General features: G+C 69.5%; 21 protein-coding genes and 1 pseudogene. 12 read left to right on the plus strand and 10 right to left on the minus strand.

The window, feature by feature from the left end:
• Window positions 1-4: 4 nt before the first annotated feature.
• Window positions 5-1414 (plus strand): glycosyltransferase family 87 protein, encoded by a 1410-nt coding sequence (locus LRP67_RS03485; protein ID WP_231268793.1) that lies wholly within the window; start codon window positions 5-7, stop codon window positions 1412-1414.
• Here the strand turns inward: LRP67_RS03485 and LRP67_RS03490 are convergent.
• From LRP67_RS03490 to LRP67_RS03500, 3 genes are all read right to left on the minus strand, one after another.
• Window positions 1375-2442, minus strand: coding sequence for an alanine racemase (locus tag LRP67_RS03490; protein ID WP_231268794.1), 1068 nt, complete (start codon window positions 2440-2442; stop codon window positions 1375-1377). The two genes, LRP67_RS03485 and LRP67_RS03490, sit on opposite strands and share 40 nt — an antisense overlap.
• Window positions 2443-2572: 130 nt before the next feature.
• Entirely contained in the window at window positions 2573-3682 is a 1110-nt protein-coding gene (locus LRP67_RS03495; RefSeq protein WP_231268999.1) for a peptidoglycan bridge formation glycyltransferase FemA/FemB family protein, read from the minus strand.
• A gap of 12 nt (window positions 3683-3694) precedes the next feature.
• Entirely contained in the window at window positions 3695-4492 is a 798-nt protein-coding gene (locus tag LRP67_RS03500) for a deoxyribonuclease IV (RefSeq protein WP_231268795.1), read from the minus strand.
• 137 nt (window positions 4493-4629) lie between these two features.
• Between LRP67_RS03500 and LRP67_RS03505 the strand changes: the two genes are divergently transcribed.
• From LRP67_RS03505 to LRP67_RS03530, 6 genes and pseudogenes are all read left to right on the plus strand, one after another.
• The gene (locus LRP67_RS03505) at window positions 4630-5316 is read left to right on the plus strand and encodes a class I SAM-dependent methyltransferase (RefSeq protein WP_231268796.1); all 687 of its coding nucleotides are present in this window, start codon (window positions 4630-4632) and stop codon (window positions 5314-5316) included.
• Between the two features lie 59 nt (window positions 5317-5375).
• A complete protein-coding gene (locus LRP67_RS03510) occupies window positions 5376-6554 on the plus strand; it encodes a hypothetical protein (protein ID WP_231268797.1) in 1179 nt (392 codons plus the stop codon).
• A gap of 172 nt (window positions 6555-6726) precedes the next feature.
• Complete coding sequence (locus tag LRP67_RS03515; RefSeq protein ID WP_231268798.1) at window positions 6727-7959, plus strand: hypothetical protein; 1233 nt, start codon at window positions 6727-6729, stop codon at window positions 7957-7959.
• Between the two features lie 232 nt (window positions 7960-8191).
• Window positions 8192-9334, plus strand: coding sequence for a hypothetical protein (locus tag LRP67_RS03520; protein ID WP_231268799.1), 1143 nt, complete (start codon window positions 8192-8194; stop codon window positions 9332-9334).
• A gap of 219 nt (window positions 9335-9553) precedes the next feature.
• A pseudogene (locus LRP67_RS03525) lies at window positions 9554-10006 on the plus strand (transposase); the annotation flags it as partial.
• Window positions 10007-10385: 379 nt separating this feature from the next.
• On the plus strand, window positions 10386-12386 hold the full coding sequence (locus LRP67_RS03530) for a glycosyltransferase (RefSeq protein ID WP_231268800.1): 2001 nt from the start codon (window positions 10386-10388) through the stop codon (window positions 12384-12386).
• 16 nt (window positions 12387-12402) lie between these two features.
• Here the strand turns inward: LRP67_RS03530 and LRP67_RS03535 are convergent, their stop codons facing one another.
• The 4 genes from LRP67_RS03535 to LRP67_RS03550 form a co-directional block, all read right to left on the minus strand.
• Window positions 12403-13404: a hypothetical protein gene (locus tag LRP67_RS03535; protein ID WP_231268801.1), complete on the minus strand. Its 1002-nt coding sequence runs from the start codon at window positions 13402-13404 to the stop codon at window positions 12403-12405.
• 569 nt (window positions 13405-13973) lie between these two features.
• Window positions 13974-15326 (minus strand): O-antigen ligase family protein, encoded by a 1353-nt coding sequence (locus LRP67_RS03540; protein WP_231268802.1) that lies wholly within the window; start codon window positions 15324-15326, stop codon window positions 13974-13976.
• Window positions 15327-15428: 102 nt separating this feature from the next.
• Window positions 15429-16658: a glycosyltransferase gene (locus tag LRP67_RS03545; RefSeq protein WP_231268803.1), complete on the minus strand. Its 1230-nt coding sequence runs from the start codon at window positions 16656-16658 to the stop codon at window positions 15429-15431.
• Between the two features lie 56 nt (window positions 16659-16714).
• Window positions 16715-18619: a DUF4012 domain-containing protein gene (locus LRP67_RS03550; RefSeq protein ID WP_231268804.1), complete on the minus strand. Its 1905-nt coding sequence runs from the start codon at window positions 18617-18619 to the stop codon at window positions 16715-16717.
• Between the two features lie 172 nt (window positions 18620-18791).
• Here LRP67_RS03550 and LRP67_RS03555 point away from each other — a divergent pair, with 172 nt between their 5' ends.
• The gene (locus LRP67_RS03555) at window positions 18792-20876 is read left to right on the plus strand and encodes an FHA domain-containing protein (protein ID WP_231268805.1); all 2085 of its coding nucleotides are present in this window, start codon (window positions 18792-18794) and stop codon (window positions 20874-20876) included.
• 84 nt (window positions 20877-20960) lie between these two features.
• Here the strand turns inward: LRP67_RS03555 and LRP67_RS03560 are convergent, their stop codons facing one another.
• Window positions 20961-21818 (minus strand): serine/threonine-protein kinase, encoded by an 858-nt coding sequence (locus LRP67_RS03560; protein ID WP_231268806.1) that lies wholly within the window; start codon window positions 21816-21818, stop codon window positions 20961-20963.
• 182 nt (window positions 21819-22000) lie between these two features.
• On the opposite strand from LRP67_RS03560, the gene rpsF reads away from it, so the two are divergent.
• From rpsF to rplI, 4 genes are all read left to right on the plus strand, one after another.
• Window positions 22001-22300 carry a 30S ribosomal protein S6 gene (gene rpsF / locus LRP67_RS03565; protein WP_231241291.1) on the plus strand — a complete coding sequence of 100 codons (300 nt, stop codon included), beginning with the start codon at window positions 22001-22003 and terminating at the stop codon, window positions 22298-22300.
• Window positions 22301-22425: 125 nt separating this feature from the next.
• Window positions 22426-22971 (plus strand): single-stranded DNA-binding protein, encoded by a 546-nt coding sequence (locus tag LRP67_RS03570; RefSeq protein WP_231268807.1) that lies wholly within the window; start codon window positions 22426-22428, stop codon window positions 22969-22971.
• A gap of 119 nt (window positions 22972-23090) precedes the next feature.
• Window positions 23091-23327: a 30S ribosomal protein S18 gene (gene rpsR, locus LRP67_RS03575; protein WP_011758085.1), complete on the plus strand. Its 237-nt coding sequence runs from the start codon at window positions 23091-23093 to the stop codon at window positions 23325-23327.
• A 14-nt stretch (window positions 23328-23341) separates the two neighbouring features.
• Window positions 23342-23788, plus strand: a complete 447-nt coding sequence (gene rplI, locus LRP67_RS03580) for a 50S ribosomal protein L9 (protein ID WP_231268808.1) — start codon at window positions 23342-23344, stop codon at window positions 23786-23788.
• Window positions 23789-23874: 86 nt separating this feature from the next.
• Here rplI and LRP67_RS03585 read toward each other — a convergent pair whose 3' ends face one another.
• Together LRP67_RS03585 and LRP67_RS03590 are read right to left on the minus strand one after the other, a co-directional pair.
• Window positions 23875-25053 carry a hypothetical protein gene (locus tag LRP67_RS03585; protein ID WP_231268809.1) on the minus strand — a complete coding sequence of 393 codons (1179 nt, stop codon included), beginning with the start codon at window positions 25051-25053 and terminating at the stop codon, window positions 23875-23877.
• Window positions 25054-25108: 55 nt separating this feature from the next.
• Complete coding sequence (locus tag LRP67_RS03590; RefSeq protein WP_231268810.1) at window positions 25109-25663, minus strand: hypothetical protein; 555 nt, start codon at window positions 25661-25663, stop codon at window positions 25109-25111.
• Between the last annotated feature and the right edge of the window lie 3 nt (window positions 25664-25666).

Below are 25666 nucleotides of genomic sequence, written 5' to 3' on the forward strand. Positions count from 1 at the left end.
CCGCGTGAGCGGTCACGTCCACCCGACCCAGGACGACGAGGTCGCTGCGGCGCTCAGCGAGAGCGTCGGCGGCCCCGCGGGCGAGCGCATCGGCGCGAGCCGCTGGTGGACCCCGCTGCGGGTGGTGGTGCTCCTGGCCGCGCTCGGCTTCGCGCTGGGGCTGGTCCAGAAGGCGCCGTGCGTCGAGGGGACCTGGATGGAGGGCGATGCTCGCTACTCCGCGATGTGCTACTCCGACCTGCCGTTCCTCTACACCCTGCGCGGCTTCGCCGAGCACACCTACCCCTACACCGACGACGAGGAGACACGCGGGCGCTACGACTCGATGGAGTACCCGGTCGGCATCTCCTACTGGGCGTGGGCGACCTCGCGCGTCACCCACTGGCTCAACGGGTCACCGGACCTTGAGGAGCGCTACTCCCGGTCGGTCGGCGACCTGCAGGCCGACCCCGAGATCCAGCGCGAGACCCGGCTCTACGTCGTCGTCAACGCGCTGGGCCTGGCCGCGCTGACCATCCTGAGCGCCTGGCTGCTGGCCAAGGTCAACCCGCGACGGCCGTGGGACGCCGCGATCTTCGCGCTCTCCCCGGCCCTGGTCCTGACCGGCCTGGTCAACTGGGACCTGCTCGCCGTCGCCACGGTCGCCGGCGCCCTGTGGGCCTGGGCCCGCGACCGGCCGGTGCTCACCGGCGTCCTGATCGGGCTCGGCACGGCGGTCAAGCTGTTCCCGCTGTTCCTGCTGGGCGCGATCCTGGTGATCTGCCTGCGCCGGCGCCGCCTGGACCAGCTGGGTGCGGTGGTCTTCGCGGGTCTGGCGACCTGGCTACTGGTCAACGCGCCGGCGTACCTGGCGAGCCCGACGGAGTGGAAGGTCTTCTGGTCGTTCAACTCCGACCGCACCGCCGACCTGGGATCGATCTGGCTGGTCATCGACCAGGCCGGCGACCTGGCGATCAGCGCGTCGACCATCAACGCCTGGTCGTGGGTGCTGTTCGCGCTGTGGTGCGGCGGCGTCTTCGCCCTCGGGATGCTCGCGCCGCAGACGCCGCGCTTCACCCAGCTGGGCTTCCTGATCGTCGCGGGGTTCCTGCTCGTCAACAAGGTCTACTCCCCGCAGTACGTGCTGTGGCTGCTGCCGCTGGCGGTGCTGGCCCGGCCGCGCTGGCGTGACCAGCTCGTCTGGCAGGCGGGCGAGGTCTTCTACTTCGCGGCGGTGTGGTGGTACCTCGGCGGCTACCTCGAGCCCGCTGGCGGCGGGGACGCCGGCTTCTACTGGGTGGCGATCGTGGTGCGGATGCTCTGCGAGCTCTACCTGGTCGCGATCGTGGTGCGCGACATCTGGCGGCCCGAGCACGACCCGGTGGCGCGCGAGCCTCAGGTGATGACGACGCGGTCGAACGCCGTCGCGGTGTAGCGGACCCGGACGTCGACCAGGTCGCCCACCTGGGGCACGTGGGCGCCCGAGGGCAGGAAAAGCATCGAGGCCTGCATGTGCGGCGGCTCGGCGAAGAGCCGCTGCTTGCCGTCGATGGAGAACGGCGAGCGGACGAAGCCGACCGCGTCGAGGCCGCCGCGCGCCAGCGTGGCCGCCCGTGCCTTGATCGAGGACTCGCCCGTGGGCGCCTCCAGGCCGATGCCGTGCGCCGTACCGCCGCTGACGACCAGCAGGTGCCCGCTCTTGGGCGCGGTGCGGGCGCGGTAGCCGAACGCGTCGCCGCGCTCGAGGTCGTGGACGTCCAGCACGGTGGCCGTCACCCGCAGCGCGTCGCGGTCGCCGAGCCACAGGGAGGTGCCGATGCGGGGGCGGATCGTGTAGTCGGCGTACCGGGCTCGCAGCGCGGTCAGCTCGTCGTCGGTCAGGTGGCTGACCCACACCGTGGTGGTGTCGAGGCCCGCGGCCACGACGTCGTTCATGAGCCGGGTGACCTCGGAGAGGTGTGAGCCCTGCGCGAGCGGGAGGTGCAGCGCGATGCCCTCGAGCCGGGCGCGGGGGTGCTCGGCGAGGGCCCGGGCGGCGGCCCAGAGCCCACGGGCGCTGAGGCCGTGGCGCTGCATCGAGGTCATCCGCTCGAGGACGAAGCGCGCGTCGGGTTGGCGGGTCAGCAGTGCGTGCAGGTCCTCGACCCGGCCGACGGTGTGGATCAGTCGCCGCGCGAGGGCCGGGTCCTCGGCGGGGTCGAGGTCCAGCGCCGCGCCGAACGGCCGCCACGGGGTCAGCACGAGCAGGCTGCCGTCGAAGCGCTGCGCGACGTGGCCGATCTCGTCGTAGGTGCCGATCGCCAGCGTGTCGACGCCGAGCCACTGCGCCTTGCGCGCCAGCCGCCCCAGCGTGAATCCGTACCCGTTGCCCTTCGCCACCGGCACCAGCCCCGGGTGCTCGCCCGCCACCTTCCGCAGGTGGGCGCGCCAACGGTCGCCGTCCACTGTCAGCGTGAGGCTCATGGGGTGGTCCTGGGGGTGGCAGGGTTATCAGCAGATGCTGATAACCCTGCGCTTATGGGCCAGAAAAACGGCCCAGAAGCGCAGGGAAGCGCCCAGAACCCCGGCCGGCGGACCGCACGGGCCGCGGCCATCAGCGCCGCCTCATGTAGACGTCGAACGCCTTGTAGAGCGGGCGGTTGAGCGGCAGGTCCCACTCGCCGGCGTACTCGACAGCCTCGCCGCCGGTGCCGACCTTGAACTGGATCAGCCCGACGTGGGAGTCGTCCGGGTCGAGGGTGTCGGTGATGCCGCGAAGGTCGTATACGGTGGCGCCGGCGGCGATCGCGTCCTGGATCATCGCCCACTGCACGGCGTTGGACCCGCGCACCTCGCGCTTCTCGGTGGACGAGGCGCCGTAGGAGTACCAGGCGTGCGTGCCGACCCGGATCCCGATCGTCGCGGCGACCAGGTCGCCCTCGTGCCGCGCGAACCACAGCCGGATCCGGTCCGGGCTCTCGGAGCCGAGGGCGTCGACCATCGTCTGGAAGTACGACAGCGGTCGGGGCGTGAAGTGGTCGCGCCGGGCCGTGTGGACGTAGAGGTCGTGGAAGGCCTTGAGGTCCTCGGGGGAGCTCGACGAGACGACCTCGACGCCCATCTTGGCGGCCTTCTTGATGTTGCGCCGCCACAGCTGGTTCATGCCCTTGAGCACGTCCTCCTCCGAGCGGCCGGCGAGCGGCACCTGGAAGACGTACTGCGGCTGGCCCGCGGCGAAGCCGCCCTCGGCCGTCTGCCGGCGCCAGCCGAGCTCGTCGAGCTGACACACGACTCGCGCGCCCACGGCGTCGCGCTCGGTGGGCGCGAGGTCGTCGAGGCGGCGTACGTCGGGATCGGCGATGCCCTCCTTCACCTGGGCCGCGGTCCAGCGGCGGGTGACCACCGGCGGACCCATGCGAACGCCGAAGGCGCCCTTGCCCTTGAGGTGCCTGGTCAGCGGGGCCAGCCACTCGCCGAGCTGCTCGGTCTCCCAGTCGATGACCGGGCCCTCGGGCAGGTAGGCGAGGTAGCGCCTGATCTTGGGCAGCTGGCGGTAGAGCACCAGCGCGGCGCCGACGAGCTCGGTGCCGTCGTACCAACCGAGGGACTCGCGCCGCCACTCGCCCTTGACCCGGCCCCAGGCGGGGGTCTGCAGGAAGCTCGCGGAGTCCCGGGAGTCGAGGAAGGCGCGGTGGTCCTGCTCGGAGATCTCGCGGACGCTCAGCACTCGTCGAGGCTACAGCCGGGCGCGCAGCCACTCGAAGTCGGCGACGTGCTCAGACGCCCCGCCCGGTGTCTCGCAGACCACCGGCGCGCCGGCGTCGCGCACCACCGAGGCGAGCAGCTCCGGGTCGATCCGCCCGGCGCCGAAGTTGGTGTGCCGGTCGGCCCCGGTGTCGAAGTCGTCGCGGCTGTCGTTGCAGTGCACCAGGTCGATCCGCCCGGTGATCCGCAGGACGTCCTCGACGACGGTCTCCAGCGGGTTGCCGCCGGCGTGGGCGTGGCAGGTGTCGAGGCAGAAGCCGACCTGCTCGAAGCCCTCCGCGCCGGAGATCGCCTCCCAGACCCGGCCGATCCGGTCCAGGTAGCGCGCCATCGCGTTGTCACCCCCCGCGGTGTTCTCGATGAGGAGCGGCACCTTCAGGTCGATCGCCTCGATCGCCTTGCGCCAGTTGTCGAACCCCTTCTCGGGGTCGTCGGACTTGTTGACGTGCCCCCCGTGCACGATCACGCCCTTGGCGCCGATGGAGGCGGCCGCGTCGACGTGCTGCTGGAGCAGCTTGCGGCTGGGGATCCGGATCCGGTTGTTCGTCGTCGCGACGTTGATCAGGTACGGCGCGTGGACGTACAGGTCGATGCCCGCCGCCTCGGCCTCGGCCTTGAGCGCCTCCGCGCCGGCGGCGTAGGCGATCTCGGGGCCGCCGTAGCTCTGCGGGTCGCCGAGGAAGAACTGCACCAGCGGCGCGTTGCGCGCCCTCGCCTCGGCCACGGGGTCGGTCTGGTCGACGTGGGCACCGATGGCGGGGGTCGTCATGCTGTCCATCGTAGGGAGCAGCACCGACGCCATCGCGACAGGGGAATGCGTCGCCTCGGGCACCACCTTCGACGAAGTCGGCGCCAACGACGGCGGTCAGGGCCACCCCTGACCCGGGCGTGGCCTAGGATCCCCGCATGCTCGAACCCATTCGCTCTGGCGCCCGCAGGATGCTGACCCAGATGCAGGCCGACGCTAGCAAGGATCTCGACGCGGAGCAGCAGGCGCGTGCGCGCGCCACATCTGTTGACTTCATCGAGGCCAACCTGCTGGACGTCCGGGGATACCGGGGCTCGACTCCTCTGGAGTCGAAGCTGCAGTTGCTCCGTGACGCCCTCGCATCGGCACCGAGCGGGGGTCTGGTGCTGGAGTTCGGGGTTGCCTCAGGATTGACGCTGCGAGAGATCGCGACGACCCGCCCCGATGCGCACGGGTTCGACTCGTTCGAAGGGCTGCCCGAGGATTGGCGCTCCGGCTATGAGGCCGGCCGGTTTGCTCAAGATCCCCCGGATGTCAACGGCGCCGAGCTCCACGTGGGCTGGTTCGCGGACACGCTTCCGGTCTTCCTGGAGACGCACCCGGGACCGATCGACTTCGTTCACATGGATGCCGACCTCTACAGCTCGACCAAGACCATCTTCGACTGTGCGTTCGACCGCTTCGTGCCGGGCACGGTGATTCTCTTCGACGAGTACTTCAACTACCCGCGCTGGCAGCAGCACGAGCACAAGGCATTTGCCGAGTTCCTCGACCACTACGCCGGCGGCTTCGAGTACCTCGGGTACAACGCGATGCACGAGCAGCTCGCGGTGAGGTTGACCTGAGCGAGACGGTGGCCCCCCGGGACGAGCAGATCCTGGGACGTGTCCTGGGGTTCGCCACGGTGCCGTTCCTGTCGCTGCTTGCTCCGTTCGTGGCGCTGCCCTTCATCGCGGCGGCCACCGATCCCACCGGGTGGGCAAGCCTCGCCATCGGTCAGTCACTCGGTGGGCTGGCCTCCCTCGTCGTCGCTTTCGGCTGGCCCCTGAACGGACCAGTCGAGGTGGCGAGCGGGACCCGTTCGCAGGTGGGCGAGACCTACTACGACAGTCTCCTGTCGCGCAGCCTCGTCATGGCCGTCGCCAGCGGGCCGATCCTCGCCGCCAGCGTATTGGCTGCTCCGGCCGGACACGCCCTCCTCGTCGCGTCGATCGCGACCGCGACGACGGCCACTGCCTTCAGTTGGAACTGGGTAGCCATCGGGCTCGGGCAGCCTCGGTTGATCGTGCTCTACGACGTGCTGCCCAAGATGGCGTCGATCGCCGCGGCCGTGCTGATCATCGCCAACGGAGGCTCGCTGCTCTGGTACCCCGCAGCCCTGTTGACCAGCACCGCCGTTTCCTTGCTGCTGTCTGCGAGACGGGTGGTCCGGCCTGCCAATGCAGGGCGCGCCCACCTGCAGACTCTCGCCCGTCGCCTACGCCACCAATTGCCCTACGTTGCGACGACGACGGCGGGGGGTGCCTACTCTGCCGCCGCCATCTTCATCGTGGGGCTCGCCACCACGACCCATGCGACGGCCGTCGCCTCGTCCGCGGACAGGTTCTACCGGATCGGGCTGTTGTCCGTGGTGGCTCTGGCGAGCGCCTTCCAGGCGTGGGTCGTCCACGTCGACGCCCCTGTGGCGCGGCGCCGGCGGCTGGTCGCACTTCGCTCACACGCTGTGCTGGCGGTCGTGGGGGGCAGCGCGATGGCTCTTGGTGCTCCGCTGGCAAGTCGAGTGCTCTTCGGCGCCAGCCTTTCGCCCAGCTGGAAGGTCACCGCCTGGTATGGCCTTGCCTTTGCGTGCGTGGCCATCTCGACCTCGCTGGCGTTGCATTTCCTGCTGCCCGGTGGAGCCCGGGCGCAGGTCCTTGCCTGCACCGTATTCGGAGCAGCAGCCGGCGTCCCTGCAGTCTTCCTGCTGGCCCGGTCCTACGGGTCGGTCGGCGCAGCAGCCGGGATCGGCCTCAGCGAGCTCCTGGTCCTCCTGTTGGCGGCCGCGTTCGCTGTGAGGGGCAGACAAGCACACGCCACGCACTGATCTCCTCTCTGAAGAGGAGCATCGCGTGGAGCGCACGGCTGCCACTTCGATGCTTTCGCCCCACGATCTGGGTTACCCTGCCGAGGCAATGCCCGAGAGGCTCTAGCCCGGACACAACGCATGGGGAAAACTGATGACCACTAGCAATACCCGACTTCTCACGCGGCTGGCGGTGATCCCCAGCCTGTTGGTTGCTCTCGTGCTGGTGGCGTTCGCTTCGCCCTCGCAGGCACAGAAGGTACGTCCCGAGTTCTTCGGCATGCATGACAGCCAGATCGCCACCGGGGCGACCCCAAGGGTCAAGCTCGGCTCCATTCGGCTATGGGACTCTGGCACCTCGTGGCGTCAGATCGAGACCCTGCCGGGCCTGTACGACTGGACCGGCCTCGACGCCGCGGTCGCCAAGGCCCGGGCTGCCAAGCTCAGGCCTCTGCTCGTGCTCGGCCAGACCCCCCAGTTCCACGCCGAGAACCCGATGGCGCCCGGTGCCTACGGGGACGGCGCCAGCAGCATGCCGCGGCTCGCGGCATGGAGGGCGTACGTCACTGCTGCCGCGACCCGTTACGGCACCACGGTGGACTACCAGGTCTGGAACGAGCCCAACGTCATCAACTACTGGACCGGGTCGGTGGCCCAGATGGCGCAGTTGACGGCCGTCACCAGTCAGGCCGTCAAGGCGGCCGCGGGCCGTGGGGCCACGGTCGTGGCGCCGAGCTTCCCGCTGAGGATGTCGGGACAGCAGAGCTGGTTCAAGAAGTACTGGCGGGCCACCTCGGGTGGGAAGGGGATGGCCAGCTACGTGGATGTCGTCGCCGTCCAGCTGTACCCGTTGGCGCACGAGGCGCCAGAGGCTTCGTTGAAGCTGCTCGCGTTCGCCAAGCGTGCCCTCCCCAAGCCTGCGCGCGCCAAGCCGCTGTGGAACACCGAGATCAACTACGGCCTTCGCGGCGGACCACCTGCCCAGAAGATCCCCAACGCCAAGCAAGCCGCCTACGTTGCCCGCACGCTCGTGCTCAATGCGGCGGGCCAGATCCACCGCATGTACTGGTATGCCTGGGCTCAGGGCAAGATCGCCAACACCCACCTCGTCCAGGCCAACCGCACCACACTCACACCGGCGGGGCGCGCGTGGGACCAGGTGCACGGCTGGTTGCTCGGCACCACGATCGGCAACTGTGTGCAGGCGAAGACCGGCAAGCTCAAGGGCCTCTACACCTGCACGGCACGCAAGAGCCGGACCGAGGTGCGCCGCATCTACTGGAAGCCCTCCGGCAAGGCCGTCAAGCTCACTACCAACAAGACCACGAAGAAGTGGACCAAACTGGGTGGCAAGGTCACCAAGCGCAAGGGAAGCTACGTCGTCAAGGTCGGCTACTCCCCCATCATGGTGACCTCCCGCCGCTGACCAGGAAGCCACCGTCAGCGGGATCGGGGTGAAGATCACCCGTCGCATGGGTCGCGGACCCCGTCGCAGCCTCCTCACCCTCCTCATCCTCTTCTCTTGTGCTGTCTCGGCCTGCACAAGCGGGGAGGGGCGGGGAGGGTCTGAAGGCGGCGCACCGGAGAGCCCGAGTCCGACGGCGTCTCCATCGACGCCCGGAGACGACTCGAGGGATCAGCGCGCACCATCTCCTCCCGTGCGACCCACCTTCTTCGGGATGCACGATGGTCGCGTGACGCAGGGCTCGACCCCAGACGCGCCGGTGGGCGCGCTTCGTTTCTGGGACTCCGGCACGAGCTGGCGGGAGTTGGAGACGAGGCCGGGCCAGTTCACCTGGAGTGGCCTCGACACGGCGGTGGTGGCCGCGGAGTCCGTCGGCGCCCGCCCGCTGCTCGTGCTGGGGCAGACCCCGCCGTTCCATGCGCTCCGGCCAGGCGTCGAGTCGGCGTACGGAGCGGGCGCAGCCTCGATGCCGGAGCTGGGTGCGTGGCGTCGCTATGTCTCTGCGGTGGCGAAGAGGTATGGGGACCGCATCGACTACCAGGTGTGGAACGAGGCGAATGTCGTCAACTACTGGGCGGGCACCCCCCGACAGATGGCCGAGCTCACGGTGGTGGCCAGTCAGTCGATCCGTCAGGTGGCGCCTCGCGCCACGGTGGTGGCACCGCCCTTTGTCCTTCGGCTCTCGGGCCAGCAGGACTACTTCACCGAGTTCTGGTCTTGGCAGTCACGGGGGATCGACCTGGAGTCCGCTGTGGACGCAGTGGCGGTGAACCTCTACCCACTCGCGGAGGGTCTTCCCGAAGCCCAGGTCGAGCTGTTGGAGCAGGCGCGTGACGTCCTCGCGATGGCTGGGGTCGAGCTCCCCGTCTGGAACACCGAGATCAACTTCGGGCTCGGCGGTGGGCTCACGCCGCCCCCGATCTCGCCGGAGCGGCAGCGTGCCTTCGTGCTGCGCAACTTCCTCGTCAATGCCAGCCTGGGCGTGCAACGGGTCTACTGGTATCGCTGGGACCTACAACCGATCGCCAACACGTTGCTGACCACGCCCGACTTCGCCACGCCGACGCTGGCTGGTCGAGCCTTCTCGCTCGTGCATGACTGGCTCAACGGCACGCGCGTGGGGCCCTGCGCCTCGACCGCTGGAGTCTGGAAGTGCACGGCCAGGGCGGGTCGCCAGACAAGGACCTTCTGGTGGAAGCCGAACGGCCGGCCCACCCAGATGACGGTGCGGGGCCCAGGTGCGAGCTGGACGGATGCGGCGGGCTCGGTGACCCGCTGTCCGGAAGGCTGCCGGGTGACGGTGGATGAGAGCCCCGTCATGGTGACCTCAGGGTGAGCGGAGAGTCCGAACGACGGTCTGTGCCACAGCCTGGGACTGCTGAAGCGGGCATGGCCCCTGACGATAACCGGGGAGAGTCCCGTGGAGTGGTGGGTTTTGAGGACCGGCGTGATGGCGTGAAGTGAGCGGCCATCGGCGGGCTCTTCGGTGTGAAACGACCAAGTCACGCACTGAAGGAGAACCACCGATGGCCTTTCCCAGCCTGCCCAGTCCGAGCTGCTCGAAGCGTTCCGCACCGGCGATGGCGTCGACATGATCCACGAATCGATCCGCGCCGTGCTCCAAGAGCTCGTCGAGTTCGAAGCCGCGGGCGTGATCGGCGCAGAGCCTTACGAGCGCACCGAGGACCGGGTCACCGAACGCAACGGCACCCGCCCCAAACTGCTGGCACCAAGGCCGGCGACATCGAAGTCCGGATCCCCAAGCTCCGCAAGGGCTCCTACTTCCCCTCCATTCTTGAGCCCCGCCGCCGCATCGACCAGGCGCTGTACGCGGTGGTGATGGAGGCCTACGTCCACGGCATCTCCACGCGCAGCGTGGACGACCTGGTCGTCGCGCTGGGCGCCCATTCGGGGATCAGTAAGTCCGAGGTCTCCCGGAACTGTGAGCAGCTCGATGAGTCGGTCGGGCGCGTTCCGGACCCGGGCGCTGGACCACGTCGCGTTCCCCTTACCAGTGTCAGCGGATTGGAGAGTCTCGGTGCTTTCCGTGGAGCGGAGTTTGCGAGGATCAGACGAGGAATTCCGGTCCGCTCGGCTACCTCGACCGGTGTAGGAAGGCATGCGCACCCCGGTGGTCGTGTGAGATCGGCATGTGAGGGGATTTGAGGAGAACGGAGGCGAATCGCATCGCAACCAAGCGATCAGATACAGTCGCCACCGAAATCTGCAAACGCTCGGAGAGGCCGACTCGATGCTTGCGTGCTCGATCAACGATGGGCCGAAATTCTCCAGGGGCTCTCGCGCTAGCACCTATCCCTCCAAGAGTGCTCGACCCTTCCCTCGGGAGAGGCCCGGCCGATCCGGATTCCTAGCGTGGAACGGCTGGTATGGCGCTCCCCAGTCCTGAAGTGGGCCGGGCCTTGATGGATCCCGCGAGCGCCAATCGCTTCGAAGCCGTTGGTGAACGAGGGGCCGAACTTTCTGAGGCCCTGAGTGCGGCCCCCACTGGGACGCGCATCGACGTCTGTCTCGTTCTCTACCAGCCTCACCTAGAACTTCTCGCGCTGACCTTTTCGGGCCTCGAGCACCAAGAGAATCTAGGCGTCGTAAGAATTCATGACAATGGAGCCACGACTTCTCGCGCCGAGGTCCTGAGGTACTGCCCGGCCAGCCTGCGTGAGCGGGTGGTCTACACCACCTCAGACAACGCAGGATTCGCTGCGGGGCAGAACCGACTCATCGAGGGCAGCTTTCGAGCGGGAGCGTCCCATGCTCTGGTTCTCAATCCCGATCTGCAGCTGGCGGAGACGGCACTGTCTGATCTTCGGGCCGCGTCGAGGGAGCTCGATGACAGGCACCTGGTGTCGGGAGTCATCCTGTTCGGCGACCGGGGGGAGATTCGTGGGGCCCCTGCCGATCGGGTCGTCGACAGCGCAGGCATCGAGTGGACGGCCAGCGCCCGCCACCTCGACGTGGCTCACGGACGGCCCATGGCATCTCTCAGCCTGGAGGGCACGAGCCGCACGAGTGCCCTGACCGGGGCTCTGATCCTGGTGCCGCGGCGAGCCTGGTCGCGTGTCATCCAGCTGTCGGGCGAGTTCTTCGACGAGGACTTCTTCGCCTACCGGGAGGACGCCGAGCTGGGTTTGCGGGCCACCCGCGTCGGAGTGGGCAGCTACGTCACCTCGCGCGTGGTCGGCATGCACTATCGAGGCACCCCTGGGGTGAGCCGCAAGAGCGCCTTGGTGAATCGTCTGAGCGTCCAGAACCGCTTCTTGCTGCGCTACCGGACCGGCGCAGTGGGCAGACCAGGGAACCTTGTCCTCAGCCTGACTCGGGACGTGGCAGTCGCAGCGATGGTTCATCTGCGAGAGCGAGACTCCCTCGACGGCCTACGCAACGCCAGGCGGCTACGCCCGAGAATGATCGAGAAGCGACGGCGTCTCGCCGCGGCCGTGGAGCGCCCGGAGGCTCACGGCAGCGCCCAGACCTGGGGGCTTCGAGCCGCCGAGCTGACAGCACCCCACGCTGGGCGAGTCGAATCGGACGTCTGGATCATCATCCCTGCCTACAACCCCGATGAGCGTCTGGTCGCATCAGTGACCCATCTCGGCAGCCAGTTCCGTGTCGTGGTCGTGGACGACGGGTCCGGCGCGGCATTCGCCTGGTCGGCGCTCGAGGCGGCGATTGTTCTCCGATCAGCCACCAACCTCGGTGTCGCCTCTGCCCTGAACATCGGGCTCTCCTACGCCTTGGCTCATGGAGCCCAGTACCTGGTGATGCTGGATCAGGACAGCCAGATGACCACGGAGAACGTACGGAACCTCGTCGATGTCATCCAGGGGGATGATCAAGGGGAGATCGGGGCCGTAGGTCCTGGCAGCGTGGCGCACCTGAGCTACGGCGGCGTCTCCGGGGAGGCGGGCCTGATCGAGGTGCCTGAGGTGCTCCAGAGCGGGATGACTGTCCGTCGCGAGGTGCTTGAGGCGTGTGGCCTCATGGACGAGTCACTTGTCATCGATGGTGTTGACACGGACTTCTGTCTGCGGCTCAGGCGCCAAGGCTATCGGGTGCTCGCCGACCCCCGTGTGCGGTTGGAGCACCAACTGGGTGACAGCGCCGAACAACCGGCTCGTCGGATAGGGCCGTTCAGGCCGCTCGTGACGCATCACAACCCGACCCGGCGCTACTACATGAACCGGAACCGGGTGCGACTGCTGCGGCGATACGGCCGAGTCGAGCCGCGCTGGGCGGCTCTGACCATCCGACGCACCGTGGTGGGTGACGTGATGGCGGCGGCCGTCGAATCGAACCGCAGGGAGAAGGTCCGAGCGATCCTCACCGGTCTGCGCGATGGGATGCTCGGCCGCAGCGGGCGAGCAGGGTGACCCGCTCAGTCAGCACTCAAGGGCCGAAGGCCTTGCGAACCTCGTCCTGAAACGCGCCCCTCTGAGCACGGATGACCGAGGTGTAGGAGTCTTGGCGGGCGGCGTGGACGGCGGGCCTGCTGAGGCAGTCGCGAATGAGGACCCTCAGCTCATCGGTCTTACGCCCGTAGGAGAACTTGTACTGCTGGGGAAGCGGCACGTCGGTGTCGTTCGCCGCCGAGCCCCGGCGCGCGACGATGATGACGCATCCGGCGAGACGCGCCTCGCGGGGAATCCGGTCGCGCCCCGGGTGGTGACCTGCATCGAGGTAGATGGTGGACGCGGAGAGAGTGGTCGCCATCTCTACGGGCGTCATGTTCTCCAGCGGCACGAAGGTCACGTCCGGCATCCGGCGGGCCAGCCTCGCTACGAACCGGCCGCCCTTGCGCGGGTTGTACGCGACGGTGGAGGCGCGTTCCGGCGGCGCGGGTACGGGAGCCTGCGCGACGTAGTCGGTCAGCATCGACCCCCCAGCGCCGACCCTGTTGGCGATGACTCGCCGCGCGTACTCCGATTGGAAGTAGTGCTGGACCCGGGAGTCAGCACGCAGCCGACGCCGAAGTCGGCGGGCGCGGACATCTCGGACGAGGGCGCGTGGCAGCCCGCCCGCCGAGACCTCGCCGTGCCTGCCCTCGAGCCATCCCCGGACCGAGGCGAAGGCAGGGGAGTTGTCGATGCTCAACCACCAGATGGCGTGACGCCGCGACGACGGCTCCAAGGCGAGCTGGGCATATATCTCGGGAAAGATGAGCTCGGCCTCGGTGTCGAGGTCAGCCAACTGGACCTCGGGGCACTGGTAGTGCGCGAACTCCGCCACCGGAGAGGCCTGCGCGGTGTCTGGGTGAGGCACCAGGACGGCGTCATGTCCGAGGTCTCGCAGTGCACGCACCAACTGGTGGATCGCTTCGGGTCCACCTGTACGCAGGCCCTTGTGATACAGCGCGCCGATCGTCGGTGTGGCGGTGGGGTCGGGGCTCAACCGCTCACTCCCCCCCAGAAGACCATGGGGGCAGTCTAGGAGAGCGTGGGGTCGGACTGCACTGGTGGGCCGGTCGGGCAGTGGTCGAGCTCAGCCGCACTCGGACGCACCGGCCGACAGCAGCGTCTGCGCTGTCACTGGACCCGCAGTTGAGGGTGCGGAGTGCCCTGCTCGACACGCAAGGGCTTGAGGACTGCTCGATGGGGGTCGACAACTGACCTCCAGCGCTTCTCCGCTTGACAGTAGACACCGCCAGCCGCCATCCGCGCTCGACGAGAGTTGAAGCAAGTTGATGCGCGGCAGTTTTCGAACCCACCGTGCAACTTGAATAGCCGCGCGTTCTGACTATCGCCACCGGCGGGCCCACCTGGACTTGATGCTGCCGGCGTCACCGAGATGAAGACGAAGCTCGGGGCCGGTGTTGTCCTTGACGCCGGCCTGATTACTCCACCCTACGGTCCCCATCCCATCCCATCTCGTTTCGGGGCGCAGTGACGCGGAAGCATCCCCTCGTCGGGAGGCAGACGGCAATGGTGACTTCGATTGCTGGGCTCGCGTCGATCATGTGTTCAGTGGGCTTCGGGGCTACGTGCCGGAAGACCAGGAACATCGAGGGCGCCCCCGTTGACGGTCGCCCTCTTTCGCGGGTCTAGATCAGCTGCTGGACCACTGGCCTCCATAGGGCCTTTGGCTGTGAGTGTGCGGCTGTGCTGGCCGAACGCGACAGCGACGGCGAACACGATCATGCTGCTCTGCCACGCGAGAGTGTCGAGCACGATGCTCATGCCTGCCACGACGACTACCAACGACCGGTTGAGCAGATCGCCACGCAGGAGCGCCCAAGCGAACAAGAGCAGGACGCTGGCGACCCCCAATAAGCCGGCTTCGGCCAGCAGCAACACGTACATGTTGTCCACGGCTCGGAGGCCGTCGGTCTGCAGCATGCCTCGCTCGTAGTAGTCGCTCGAGGATCCGAAGCCACCACCCACGAGCACCTCTCTCCAGGGCCTGTTCAAGAGGGATTCGATGCTGCCGAATGCGCCGACCCGGTGCGTCCATGAGCCGGAGTCCAGCAGTGCCGCGACCTGAGAGTGCGCTGTCCCGATGACGACGAGACCGGCACATACCAGTGCGGCCAGGGCGGTCTTGAACGCGAATGGCGAGATGCTCGGCCTCCGTTGACGCCACCGAGCGCCTACGACCACGATCGTGACGGCGAAGGCGCCCAAGATGGCAGACCTAGACCCAGAGAAGACCAGGACTGCAGCGAGCACACCGAAGGCAACAGCGCGTTCATGGATCGGGCGCTTGACGGCGTTGACCAGCACCAGGACCATCCCGCTCCAGGCCAGAAGCGCTAGGGGAAGGGGGTGGCCGAGCGTGCCCTGTGCCCGAGAGATTGCGTCACCGAAAAGGGCGTTCGCCGGGACCAGTTCTGGAAGCACTTCGCCGAAGGACCCAATTGCGGCTGGGCTCCCATAGAGGGGCTCGGGTAATAGCAAGAGCTCAACCGGCACGATGAGCAACTGCACCATTGCAAGGACGACCACGCTGCGGGCCACGAGCAGTCGTTCGCTGGCATTAGTAGTTCCTGCGACCAAGACGACGGCGACCAGGAGAGCGATGCGTACCGCCATTCCGGTCACCTCAGCGCGGATCTCCGGATCGATGAAGAGCCCCCAGCAGACAAGCAGGGCAGCGAGCAGGGCCAGGTCCACCCTCGCGAGAGTGTCGCGTCGCGTGAACCACGCGGCCAACAACACGAGTACCGCCGCAATGGGGACGACATCACGGGCCGGGTTGTCGGGATCCAGGGCGGTCGTGGGAACCAGGACGAAGAGAGACACAGCGAAGACGACGGCTATCCCACGGCTCCACGGTCGAAATGCCTGAGGGGCTGGTCTCTGCCACTGATAAGCCACGCCCCACATCATCCGTTCCTGAAGTTGTCAGCTCGACAGGCCGAGCCGTGATCATAAGCGACTCTTTCGCGATATCCGATTCGCTGGTGGGCTGAGGGGAGCTCAGCCCTTCTCGGACGCACCAGCCGACAGCAGCGTCTTCGCGGTCGGTTCCAGACGTCCCCGGAGGGCCTGGTCGTACCCGTCGACGACCAGGTCCCAGGCGTAGCGCTGGGCGGCTCGGGCTTGTGCCATCTGCTCAAGCGGACGTGGGTCGGCCAACGAGGACGCCAGGGCGGCCACCACGGAATCGGGGGTGCTGTCGCAGTAGTGGGCGGCGTCGCCCAGCACTTCGCGGTTGTAGACCGTGTCGCGAGCGACGGTTCTGGAACCGAGCGCCATCGCCTGGACGAGCGCGGGGTTGGTGCCTCCGACGGTGTGACCGTGGAAGTAGACGGCGGCGTCCTTCCAGAGTCCGAAGAGCTTCGCGTCGTCGCTGACGTGGCCCAGATGATGAATCCTGGGGTTCTCCGACGCCAGGGTTCGGGCCCGCTCCTGAAGAGGGTCGCCGGCGGGAGCCGACCCGACGAGCACGACGTCCAGATCCAGTTCGTCGACGACCCGCTCGGCGGATTCGAGGAAGACGCCGACACTGTTCTCGGGTACGAATCGCGCCACGAGCAGCACGAAGGATGCGGGCGACAGCTCGTCGTGGGACGAGGTGTCCTCGAGCCACTCGCCGCCGTACGGGACGAACACGCCGTCCCGGTGGAACTCCCGTCGCCAGTAGTCGCCGATGGCTTCGGCGTCGAAGATCAGTTCGTCGGCGAAACGCGCGGTGAACCGGGCACCCCATCGGAAGACGGCCTTGCCCAGAGGGCTCCACTTGTCGCGCTCCCACTCGATCCCGTCGACGTTGACGACGGTGGTGATCCCTCGCAGGCGCAGCAGCGGGAGCCAGAAGCCGTTGGCCACGTTCATGACCAGTGCCACGTCCGGCTTGTGGAACAGGGCGTGGACGACGGAGGTGAGGCCGAAGCTGAGGGTGCTGAGCGCCCTGCTCGAGACGCCACGCGTGAGGACTCGCTCGACTCGGGGGTCGGCCACCGAACCGCGCGCGTCCTCTCCCGGGCGGCAGTAGACGCGTACCCGCCATCCGCGGTCAGCGAGGGCCGGAGCAAGCCTGCGCACGGCAGTCTCGAACCCACCGTAGAAGCTGGGATAGCCGCGGGTTCCCACGATCGCCACCAGGGGGGCACGCCCCGACCTTCGGCGCCGCCCGCGCCGGCGCGACGAGGGAATGGCGTTGCTCACCGCGTGATGGTAGGCCACGCCCCTCAGCCGCCTGCCCACCTCCCCCACGGCTCCGGCCTGTCGCCGCCATCGGCGCGAGGGGGCGAGGGTCACGCTCACGCCGGTGGCGAGGCCTCGAGCGTCCACGTCGGGGTGCTGTCCAGGGCGGGGATGCTGATGTGCGCACCACCGGAGACCGGGCTCCATCCCTCGGCCAGCGTCGTCATGGTGAAGCCAGCGGGCCAGTGCACCGTGACATCGGAGGACTGTGGGGTGACCATGGCCTGCGGGTCGAGGGTGAGCTGATAGGTGAGCGAGCCGTCCGCGGAGACGCTCGCAGCGTCGGGGATCGTGTAGGTCGCCTCGAGCACCGCCTGCTCACCGCGTCCGAGAGTGGTCTCGGCTAGGAAGTAACGGTGGCGTTTGAACCGGCCGAGCTGCGCCGGGGCGGTCTCTCCCTGCCAGGTCGTCGTCAGGTCCGTGGCCTGGGGCGGTAGGAAGGTCGCCACCCTGACTCCCAGGTCACGAGTGAAGTATCCGGTGCCGGGGTCGCTGCCGGGCTGCTGGTACGGCGGACTGGCGTTCTTCACGACGACGCGAAGGCGCACCTGTGCGTTGCCCTCCGCGTCGAGCTGCACATCGGACGTGACGGTGCGCTGTTGCCAGAAGTCCACCTTGCTGGCGTTGAAGTTCTGCGTGAAGACGCCCAGGTAGTCACCCGACGTCGGCGAAGAGAGGTTGCCGCCGAGGCCGAACCCGGACAGCCCCCGGTTCGCCTCCTTGTCCCGCACGTAGAGCGCGAGGTGTCGGCCGTCGGCTGCCGCTCGCACGATCGACAGCTTGTCGCCGAACTTGCCACCGTCGAGCAGCTTGCCGCGGAAGGCCTTGATCACGGCGGCGTTCAGCACGTCGCGCTGCTCGGCGTCCGGGTACAGGTCGTAGCTCCCGACCAGCGTCTGCACCAGGTTGTCGCCGGTGAGCGTGGGATAGCCCTTGACCTCCAGGGGACCGGTCAGTGCGAAGAGCCGAGCGAGCGCGATGGCGTCGACCGCGATGACGCCGTCGTACCGGTCGCCGCTCAACCTTTGCCACGACCGCAGAAGCTCCTCTCCGGAGACGTTCCAGGACGGTGCCAGAGTCGAGGACTTGAAGCTGATGCCGGGGAACTTGTTGCTGGGCACCTTGCGCCATGGGAGGGGATCGTTGATGCCCTCGTAGGAGTCGAGGTCGATCGAGTCCTTGATCTCCAGGGTGCCGTCGGTGACGCTCATCGGCGCCAAGGAGAGTGCGGCACCGCCCGAGTAGCGGAGCTCGGAGGGGTTCAGCAAGGCGATCAGGTAGTTCTTGTCGCCCTCAGCGCCGAGCATGGCCGGCAGCCGCGAGACGAGCGGCTCCGCCTCGGCGTACCCGCTCGCCAGGGGCTCGAGCTGGGCCTGGGCGGCGTCTCGCGCGTCCCGGACCTTGGGCCCGATCCCGGGCAGGTCGCCCTCGACCTGCTCCAGAGACGCGGTGGCCTCCTCGAGGCGGCCGCCGCCCTCCTGTAGGCCGGCCACCACCTTGTCCAGGGTGGCGAGGTCGACGGTGCCGTTGTTGAAGAGCGTGGCGTCGTCGCCGGCGACCAACGGGTAGAGCTCAACGCCGGTCTCCGCGACGGCAGTCGCGTCGTCGAGTGCGGAGACCAGGTGACCGACGTCCTGGACGGTCCCGCCCGCTACCGGCATATGACCCCACACCAGTCCGCTGGGGCCGTCGGTCGCGATCCGTGCGAACGTCACGTCGCGTCGTGCCGCGTCCACGTGGTCCTGTGCGGCGGCGAAGTCGCTGGACCGGATGGCGTCCTGGGCCGCCTCCAGCTCGCCGCGCGCCTCGTTCGCGAAGTGCTGGACGAGCAGGAGCGGGAGAGCGAGCACGAACAGCAGTGCGAGCAGCCCGCCCCCAATCCACTTGACCTGCCGGCGACGCGACCAGCGGCTCGGCTGCTCAGTCTCAGCCGGAGTGGTGGGGGTCACCTCAGTTGCCATGTGCCGCATGGTGTCAGACTCGCCGGCCAGCTCCACAGCGGTGGTGCGTGCGCCATGGCTCTCCCCGCTGCAGTCTTCAAGCCGCCGGGATTCGGCGGCAGTCGCGGTGGGCATAGAGCGTGCGGGGCATACGCTGCCCCTCACCGCGCAGGGGACCGAAGAAGAGGCCGTCATGAGCACGATCAGCATCCAGTCGCCCACCGGGACGTGGGCCTCGGAGCAGCCACGTACGTTCCGGATCGGGCGCGAGGCGGACAACGACATCGTCGCGGTGGAGCCCACCGTCTCGCGCCGACACGCGGAGATCCGCGCCGCCGGTGCCGGCTGGGAGGTCGTCGACCTCGGCAGCTCCCACGGCACCCGGCTCGATGGCCGCCCGGTGCGCCAGGCGCCGCTGACCGGCACCTGCACCCTCTCCTTCGGCGCGGAGGGGGAGGCGTTGACGCTGCGGGTGAGCGTCTCCGCCCCGGTGGCCGCGCCGCCACCGCCGTCGCCGGCTATGCCGCCGGTCGCCGCGCCACCCGCGGCCGGCTTCCCCCCGCCCCCTCCGCCGGGGCAGGCGGACCGTCCCCCGGCCGGACCCGCCTTCCCGCCGGCCTCCCCGCTCCTGGCGCAGACCGTGGTCACCGGTGCGGCGCTGCCCGGCTTCCCCGGCGCCGGCGGACCCAGCCTGCTCGTACGCCGCCGCGACGGCGGCGACCTGCGCTTCCAACCCCACATGCCGGTGCGGATCGGTCGCGATCCGTCGTGCGAGGTGGTCGTCGACGACGCGGCGGTCTCCCGCCTGCACGCGGTCATCGAGCCCCGGCCCGACGGCTGGTGGTGGGTCGACCGCTCGACCGCCGGCTCCTACCTCGACGGTGAGCGCATCACCAGCCACAAGATCGAGGAGCCGGTCGAGGTCCTGCTCGGCCACCCGACCGCGGGGTTCGAGCTCGAGCTCGTCCCCGTGGTCAACGCCAGCCAGGCGGCCGCCTCGATCGCGAAGAAGAAGCGGCGTGGGCAGATGAGGCTCGCGGCCGCGGTGTTCGGGCTCGTGCTCGGCGTGGGCGGCGGCCTCACCGTGGTGGAGGTCCTGGGCGACGACGACAACGGCGGCGGCACGACCGGCGGCTCGGCCGGGCTCAGCGCCTCGGACCTGGCGCGGGCCAAGGCCGCCGCGGTCTTCCTGATCGCCGTCGACGACACCGGGACGCCGACGCACTCCGGCTCGGGCAGCATCATCAGCGAGGACGGGCTGATCCTGACCAACGCCCATGTCGCGCTGCCGTCCGCGCCGGGTCAGGGCGGCGCCAGCGAGGTGCCCGACCCCGACTACCTGCTGGTCTCGCTCACCTCCGAGGACGACGACAAGCCGGCCACGGCGGCCTACCGCGCGGAGCCGATCGTCACCGACGGCTATCTGGACCTGGCGGTCCTCAAGATCAGCGCGGACGCGGACGGCAACCCCCTCGAGGACTCCGAGATCGACCTGCCGGAGCCGCTGCCGGTCGGCGACAGCGACGAGCTGCGCACCGGGGACGAGATCACCGCGCTGGGGTACCCGTCGATCGGCAACGTGCGCGCCTCGCTCGACCGCCCGCTGACCGTGACCCGCGGCGTCGTCTCGACGTTCCAGTCCGACGAGATCGTGGGCACCGAGCGCGGGCTCATCGACAGCGACGTGCGGCTGGGCTCCGGCAACTCCGGTGGCCCGTCCATCAACGACGACGGCGAGCTGATCGGCATCAACACCGCGGTCATCACGGCCGGCTCGGAGGACGCCGGGGCGATCACCCAGGGCTCGGCGCTGATCCGGCCGGTGGCGCTCGCCGACGAGGTGCTGCGCATCGCCGAGGAAGGCGGCGACCCCGACTACGTCTCGCCGTACGCCGAGGAGCTCCCGGACGCGGCCGACGTACCCGACGACGCGACCTTCCGGCCCGCGGGCTGGGCGCGCGACGGCGAGCAGGGCGACTGCGCCGGCTCGAGCTCGGCGGAGGCGCCGCAGACGATGAGCGCCGAGACCGGGGACATGCTGTACGCCGAGTACGTCATCGAGGGCCTGCCGGACGGCATCCCCATCGGCGTGACCTACTACTCCCTCGACGGGGACGACCAGCTCGGCTCGCTGCAGGACACCTGGTCCTTCGGGGAGGCCTCGGTCTGCATCTACGTGCCGTTCGAGGTGCCCACCGGCGTGTCCGGCGTCAACGGCGCCTTCGTCGTCGGCGAGCAGGGCCAGGTCGTCGCCGAGAACCCGCTGCAGCTCCAGTAGGCGCGGACATGACCTGGGTCCTGCTCGCGGCAGCGCTGGTACTGCTCGGCGCCGGTTGGGCCCTGCTGCAGCGGGCCCGCCGGCTCAGGTCGCGACGAGCACGGCGAGGCTGAGCAGCCCCGCCAGGGCGAAGCACAGGCACGCGAGCACGAGCGCGGTCCGGGCAGGGTCGCCCCTGATCGGCGCGGGCCCGAGCCGGTCGGGCAGCGGCGGCCACTGCGGGTGCGGGAGCGGCAGTCGTCGTAGCCGGATCAGCGCCTCCTGGGCGGACGGCGGTCGCCGCGCCGGGTCGGGATCCGCCAGCGCGTCGAGCAGCGGCCCGAGCACGCCGCGCGGAGTCCCGGTGAGCTCACGGCCGACCACGCCGACGGCGTACAGGTCCTGGCGCGGGTGCGGCGGTGCGCCGCGCTCGGCCTCGGGGGCGACGTAGCCGCGGGTGCCGACGGGGCCGGGGCCGGTCAGCCGCTCCCCGTCGAGCACGGCGGCGACCCCGAAGTCGGCGAGCCGCAGGTGCACCGCGCCCGGCTGGAGCAGCAGGTTGGCCGGCTTGACGTCGCGGTGGACGACGCCCGCCGCGTGCACGGCCGCGAGCGCCTGCAGGAGCTGGTCCAGGAGCAACGCCACCAGCGGCTCGGGCAGCGGGCCGTGCTCCGCCCGGAGGGTCTCGACCGAGCCGCCGGCGACGAGGTCCATGGTCAGCACGACCCGGCCGCCGTCGGCGGCCCAGTCGAGCGGCGCGACGACGTGGGGGTGGCGCACCCGCACCGCCTGCTCGCGCACGAACCGCTGCAGCAGCGCGTCGTCGTACCTCCCCAGGACCTTGGCGGCCACCAGGCGTCGCCCGCGCAGGTCCCAGGCCCGCCACACCTCGCCCATGCCGCCGACCCCGATGGGGTCGAGCAGGACGAGGTGCCCCGCGAGGGGTGGCTCGGTGGTCCGCATCGGTCGACGGTAGGGCCGCACCAGACCGCCCGGTCCGCGATTTCCACAGGGTCTCCGCGCGCTGTTAACCTTGCCTGTCTTCGTGGTGCCCCACCGACGGGCGCGCCGCGAGATGAACCACCGATAGCCCCTCCTGCCACGGAGAGACCGTGGCCGCCAAGTCCAAAGGAGGTAGTTCCGCTTTGCGCAACTACGAAGTCATGGTCATCCTCGATCCCAGCATCGAGGAGCGCACCGTTCAGGACTCGCTCGACAAGTACCTCAACGTCATCCGCAACGACGGTGGCACCGTCGAGAACGTCGACGTCTGGGGACGTCGCCGCCTCGCCTACGAGGTCAAGAAGAACGCCGAGGGCATCTACGCCGTCATCAAGCTGAGCGCCGAGCCGGCCACGGTCAAGGAGTTCGACCGCCAGCTCACGCTCAACGAGGCGATCCTCCGCACGAAGGTGATCCGCCCGGGTGCTCGTTCGCTGACCTGAGGTCGGCGTCCCCCTGGGGACACGCCCTGTGGACACGCACTATCCCGCGTCGGCGGCGCAGGCTTTGATGAGCCTGGACGCAGACGCAGCACCCAACGGATCAACTTCAGCTAGGGAGACCTGACATGGCAGGCGAGACCGTCATCACCGTGGTCGGCAACCTCGTCGACGACCCGGAGCTCCGCTTCACCCCCTCGGGGGCTGCAGTGGCCAACTTCCGGATCGCGTCGACCCCGCGCACCTTCGACAAGCAGTCCAACGAGTGGAAGGACGGCGACGCCCTCTTCCTCTCGTGTGCCGTGTGGCGCCAGGCGGCGGAGAACGTCGCCGAGTCGCTGCAGAAGGGCATGCGCGTTGTCGTCCAGGGGCGGCTCAAGCAGCGCCAGTACGAGACGCGTGAGGGCGAGAAGCGCACCGTCTACGAGCTCGACGTCGAAGAGGTCGGCCCCTCGCTGAAGTACGCCACCGCCAAGGTCGCGCGCGCCTCCCGCTCCGGCGGTGGCGGCGGCTACGGCGGCGGCGGCCAGGCCCCCGGCGGCCAGTCCGGTGGCGGCGACGACCCGTGGGCGACCGCGGCGCCGTCGCGGCCCGCGGGCGGCCAGGGTGGCGGCGCTCCGGCGTCCGACCCCTGGGGTGCTCCCGGCGTGGGCTCGGAGGAGCCCCCGTTCTGAGCTGATCCATCCGCAGCACCGAGGCGGCGCGTCAGCGCCGTCTCGCAACCCGCAATCAACCCGAACCATTCCGGCGCCGTACCCACTCGGGGCCGGGCTTCTAGAGAGGAAGCACCACAATGGCCAAGGCAGTGATTCGCAAGCCCAAGAAGAAGGTTTGCCAGTTCTGCAAGGAGAAGGCGACCGGTGTCGACTACAAGGACACCGCCCTGCTCCGCAAGTTCATCTCCGACCGCGGCAAGATCCGCGCGCGTCGGGTCACCGGCAACTGCGTCCAGCACCAGCGCGACGTCGCCATCGCCGTCAAGAACGCACGTGAGGTCGCCCTGCTGCCCTACACGTCCACCGGTCGATAAGGGAGAGGGACAACATGAAGCTCATCCTGACCCAGGAGGTCACCGGTCTCGGTGCCCCCGGCGACGTGGTCGAGGTCAAGGACGGCTACGGCCGCAACTACCTCATCCCCCGCGGCGTCGCGATCCGCTGGACCCGTGGCGGCGAGAAGCAGGTGACCTCGATCAAGGCCGCCCGCGCCTCCCGTGGCGTGCGCGACCACGACCACGCCGAGCAGATCAAGACCAAGCTCGAGTCGTCGGCGGTCGACGTCAAGGTCCGCGCCGGTGACGGTGGCCGCCTGTTCGGCTCCGTCACGGTCGCCGACATCGCCGAGGCCATCACCTCGGTGTCCGGCGAGGCCGTCGACAAGCGCACGATCGTGGTCACCAACCCGATCAAGTCGCTCGGCAACCACCAGGTCTCGGTCAAGCTGCACGACGAGGTGTCCGCTTCGGTGGCCCTCAACGTCATCCCCGCCTGACCCAGCCCCACCCGCACCACCGCACGAGGCCGTCCTCCCTCCGGGAGGGCGGCCTCGTCTGTGTGAGATGCCCGGGCCGCGCCCGCTCAGTGGGCGAGCAGCGCGTCGATGCGGGCGAGCTTGCCGGCGCCCAGGGAGGTGACCTCGAGGGTGACGGGCCCGCGGAGCGGGCCGTCCTCGACGCGGCGTACGACGTAGACCTTGAGGGCCTTGTTGCGGGGGGCGCTCAGGCGGATCCGCTTGCTGAAGCTCCGCCCGATCCGGACCGTGACGACGCCCAGCCGGGGCCCGGCAGGCGCCAGCAGCATCACCTCGCCGACCGCGCGAGCGGGCCGCACGACCACCCGGGCGCCGACCTTCGAGGTCTCGAGCACGTCGCGGCCGAAGTGGCCGGCTCCCTTCCGCGTCCGCCACGGCCCGCGCGCGGGTGCACTGAGGTCGCGGGGCACCGAGAAGCGCAGCGACGCCGGACTCGGGTCGCGGTTGCCGGCCGGGTCGACCGCGGCCACCTTCAGCACCTTGGTCCCGGGCGTCAGGTGGCGCAGGACCGTCCGGTCCTGGCGGCACGCCACCGCACGAGCACCGAGGGTGCAGGCGTAGCCGACCCCGCCGCGCTCGGCGCTCTCGCTGGAGTCGACGAACACCGGCAGGTCCGGCGTCAGCGCCATCGGAAGCGAGGGGCGCACGTCGTAGTGGAGGCCGCCGTACAGGTCGCCGAAGACGTAGGTGTTGGGGGTGCGGGTGTCCACCCTGACCGCCTGCGTGGCCGGCGTGGGGTCGGCGTCGCTCGGGTCCGCCTCGGTCCGGATCGGCAGGGCGAGCCAGTCGACCCACGCGTGGGCGGCATCGGTGGTGTCGACGGCGGTGACCTGGAACTCGTAGCCGTCGATCTTGTCGTCGGCCAGTCCGCGGTAGGTCACGGGGCTGGTGCAGGCAGAGGCCGCGCTCTCCAGCCCGACCAGCCGGCACCGGAACCCGATCGGGTCGGTGTCGCCATCGGGGTGCACACCGCGGAAGGTGAAGGTGAGAGAGCCCGACGAGACGTAGCCGCCGGCGGTGGGCCGGGGACTGACCGAGAGGATCTGCGTCTCGGGCGGGGTGTCGTCGTCGCAGCCGTCGAGGGCCAGCGCCGAGCGGTCCACGTCCCTTGTGCACCCCGGCTCCGCGCCTGCGGGAGCGGCGGGACCGATCGCGGGCAGCAGCGCGGCTACCAGGGCTCCGGCGGCGAGCGCGCCCCAGCGGCGGCGGGTGGTGCGAGGCGACATGTGCTCTCCCAGGAGTCCGTGCGGGTGCGGGTTCAACGCCACGATGGAGGTGAGGCTACGCAGCCGGGCTCGCCGTGGGGCGCTCGACGGCGGCCCTGACCGCCCAAGGGCGGCCCGAGTAGCCGAAGAGCAGCCAGACCAGCGCGACGTAGACGGCCGACGACAACAGGGAGGCGGTCGAGACGAGGTCCTCGACCCCGGCGCCGAAGACCAGCACCGGAAGCAGCGCGACGACCGCCACCGCCGTGCGGAGCAGCCGCAGCCAGCGTGCCGCTCCGGGATCGTCGGCGGTGTCGGCGGCCTCGGCCAGCCCGTGGCACAGCACGGCGAGGCAGGCGAACGCCGGCAGGTCGAGCGCCCAGCCGACCGAGGCGCCGAGGTCGCCGACGGGGTCCCGTACGGCGGGCACCCACAGCGGCAGCGAGACCAGCAGCGCCAGGGCGGCGGTGCCGAGCATCGCGCCTCGCAGCGGCGTCTCGTCCGCGAGCCGGCGTACGCCGAGCAGCACGAGCAGCCAGCCGAAGGGGTCGGCGTAGGCGTCGTAGCCCTGGATCCGCGCGTACAGCGCCACGAACACGCACCCCATCGCGACCGACTGCAGGGGCTTCATGGC

Source organism: Nocardioides sp. cx-169 (assembly GCF_021083605.1).
In the GTDB taxonomy this organism is placed as follows: domain Bacteria; phylum Actinomycetota; class Actinomycetes; order Propionibacteriales; family Nocardioidaceae; genus Nocardioides.

Coding starts and splice junctions, on each gene's coding strand:
- LRP67_RS03490 (WP_231268794.1), bottom strand. CDS start 2,442: ATGAGCCTCACGCTGACAGTGGACGGCGACCGTTGGCGCGCCCACCTG.
- LRP67_RS03505 (WP_231268796.1), top strand. CDS start 4,630: ATGCTCGAACCCATTCGCTCTGGCGCCCGCAGGATGCTGACCCAGATG.
- rpsR (WP_011758085.1), top strand. CDS start 23,091: ATGGCCAAGGCAGTGATTCGCAAGCCCAAGAAGAAGGTTTGCCAGTTC.
- LRP67_RS03530 (WP_231268800.1), top strand. CDS start 10,386: ATGGCGCTCCCCAGTCCTGAAGTGGGCCGGGCCTTGATGGATCCCGCG.
- LRP67_RS03570 (WP_231268807.1), top strand. CDS start 22,426: ATGGCAGGCGAGACCGTCATCACCGTGGTCGGCAACCTCGTCGACGAC.
- LRP67_RS03555 (WP_231268805.1), top strand. CDS start 18,792: ATGAGCACGATCAGCATCCAGTCGCCCACCGGGACGTGGGCCTCGGAG.
- LRP67_RS03585 (WP_231268809.1), bottom strand. CDS start 25,053: ATGTCGCCTCGCACCACCCGCCGCCGCTGGGGCGCGCTCGCCGCCGGA.
- LRP67_RS03550 (WP_231268804.1), bottom strand. CDS start 18,619: ATGGCAACTGAGGTGACCCCCACCACTCCGGCTGAGACTGAGCAGCCG.
- LRP67_RS03590 (WP_231268810.1), bottom strand. CDS start 25,663: ATGAAGCCCCTGCAGTCGGTCGCGATGGGGTGCGTGTTCGTGGCGCTG.
- rplI (WP_231268808.1), top strand. CDS start 23,342: ATGAAGCTCATCCTGACCCAGGAGGTCACCGGTCTCGGTGCCCCCGGC.
- LRP67_RS03560 (WP_231268806.1), bottom strand. CDS start 21,818: ATGCGGACCACCGAGCCACCCCTCGCGGGGCACCTCGTCCTGCTCGAC.
- LRP67_RS03500 (WP_231268795.1), bottom strand. CDS start 4,492: ATGACGACCCCCGCCATCGGTGCCCACGTCGACCAGACCGACCCCGTG.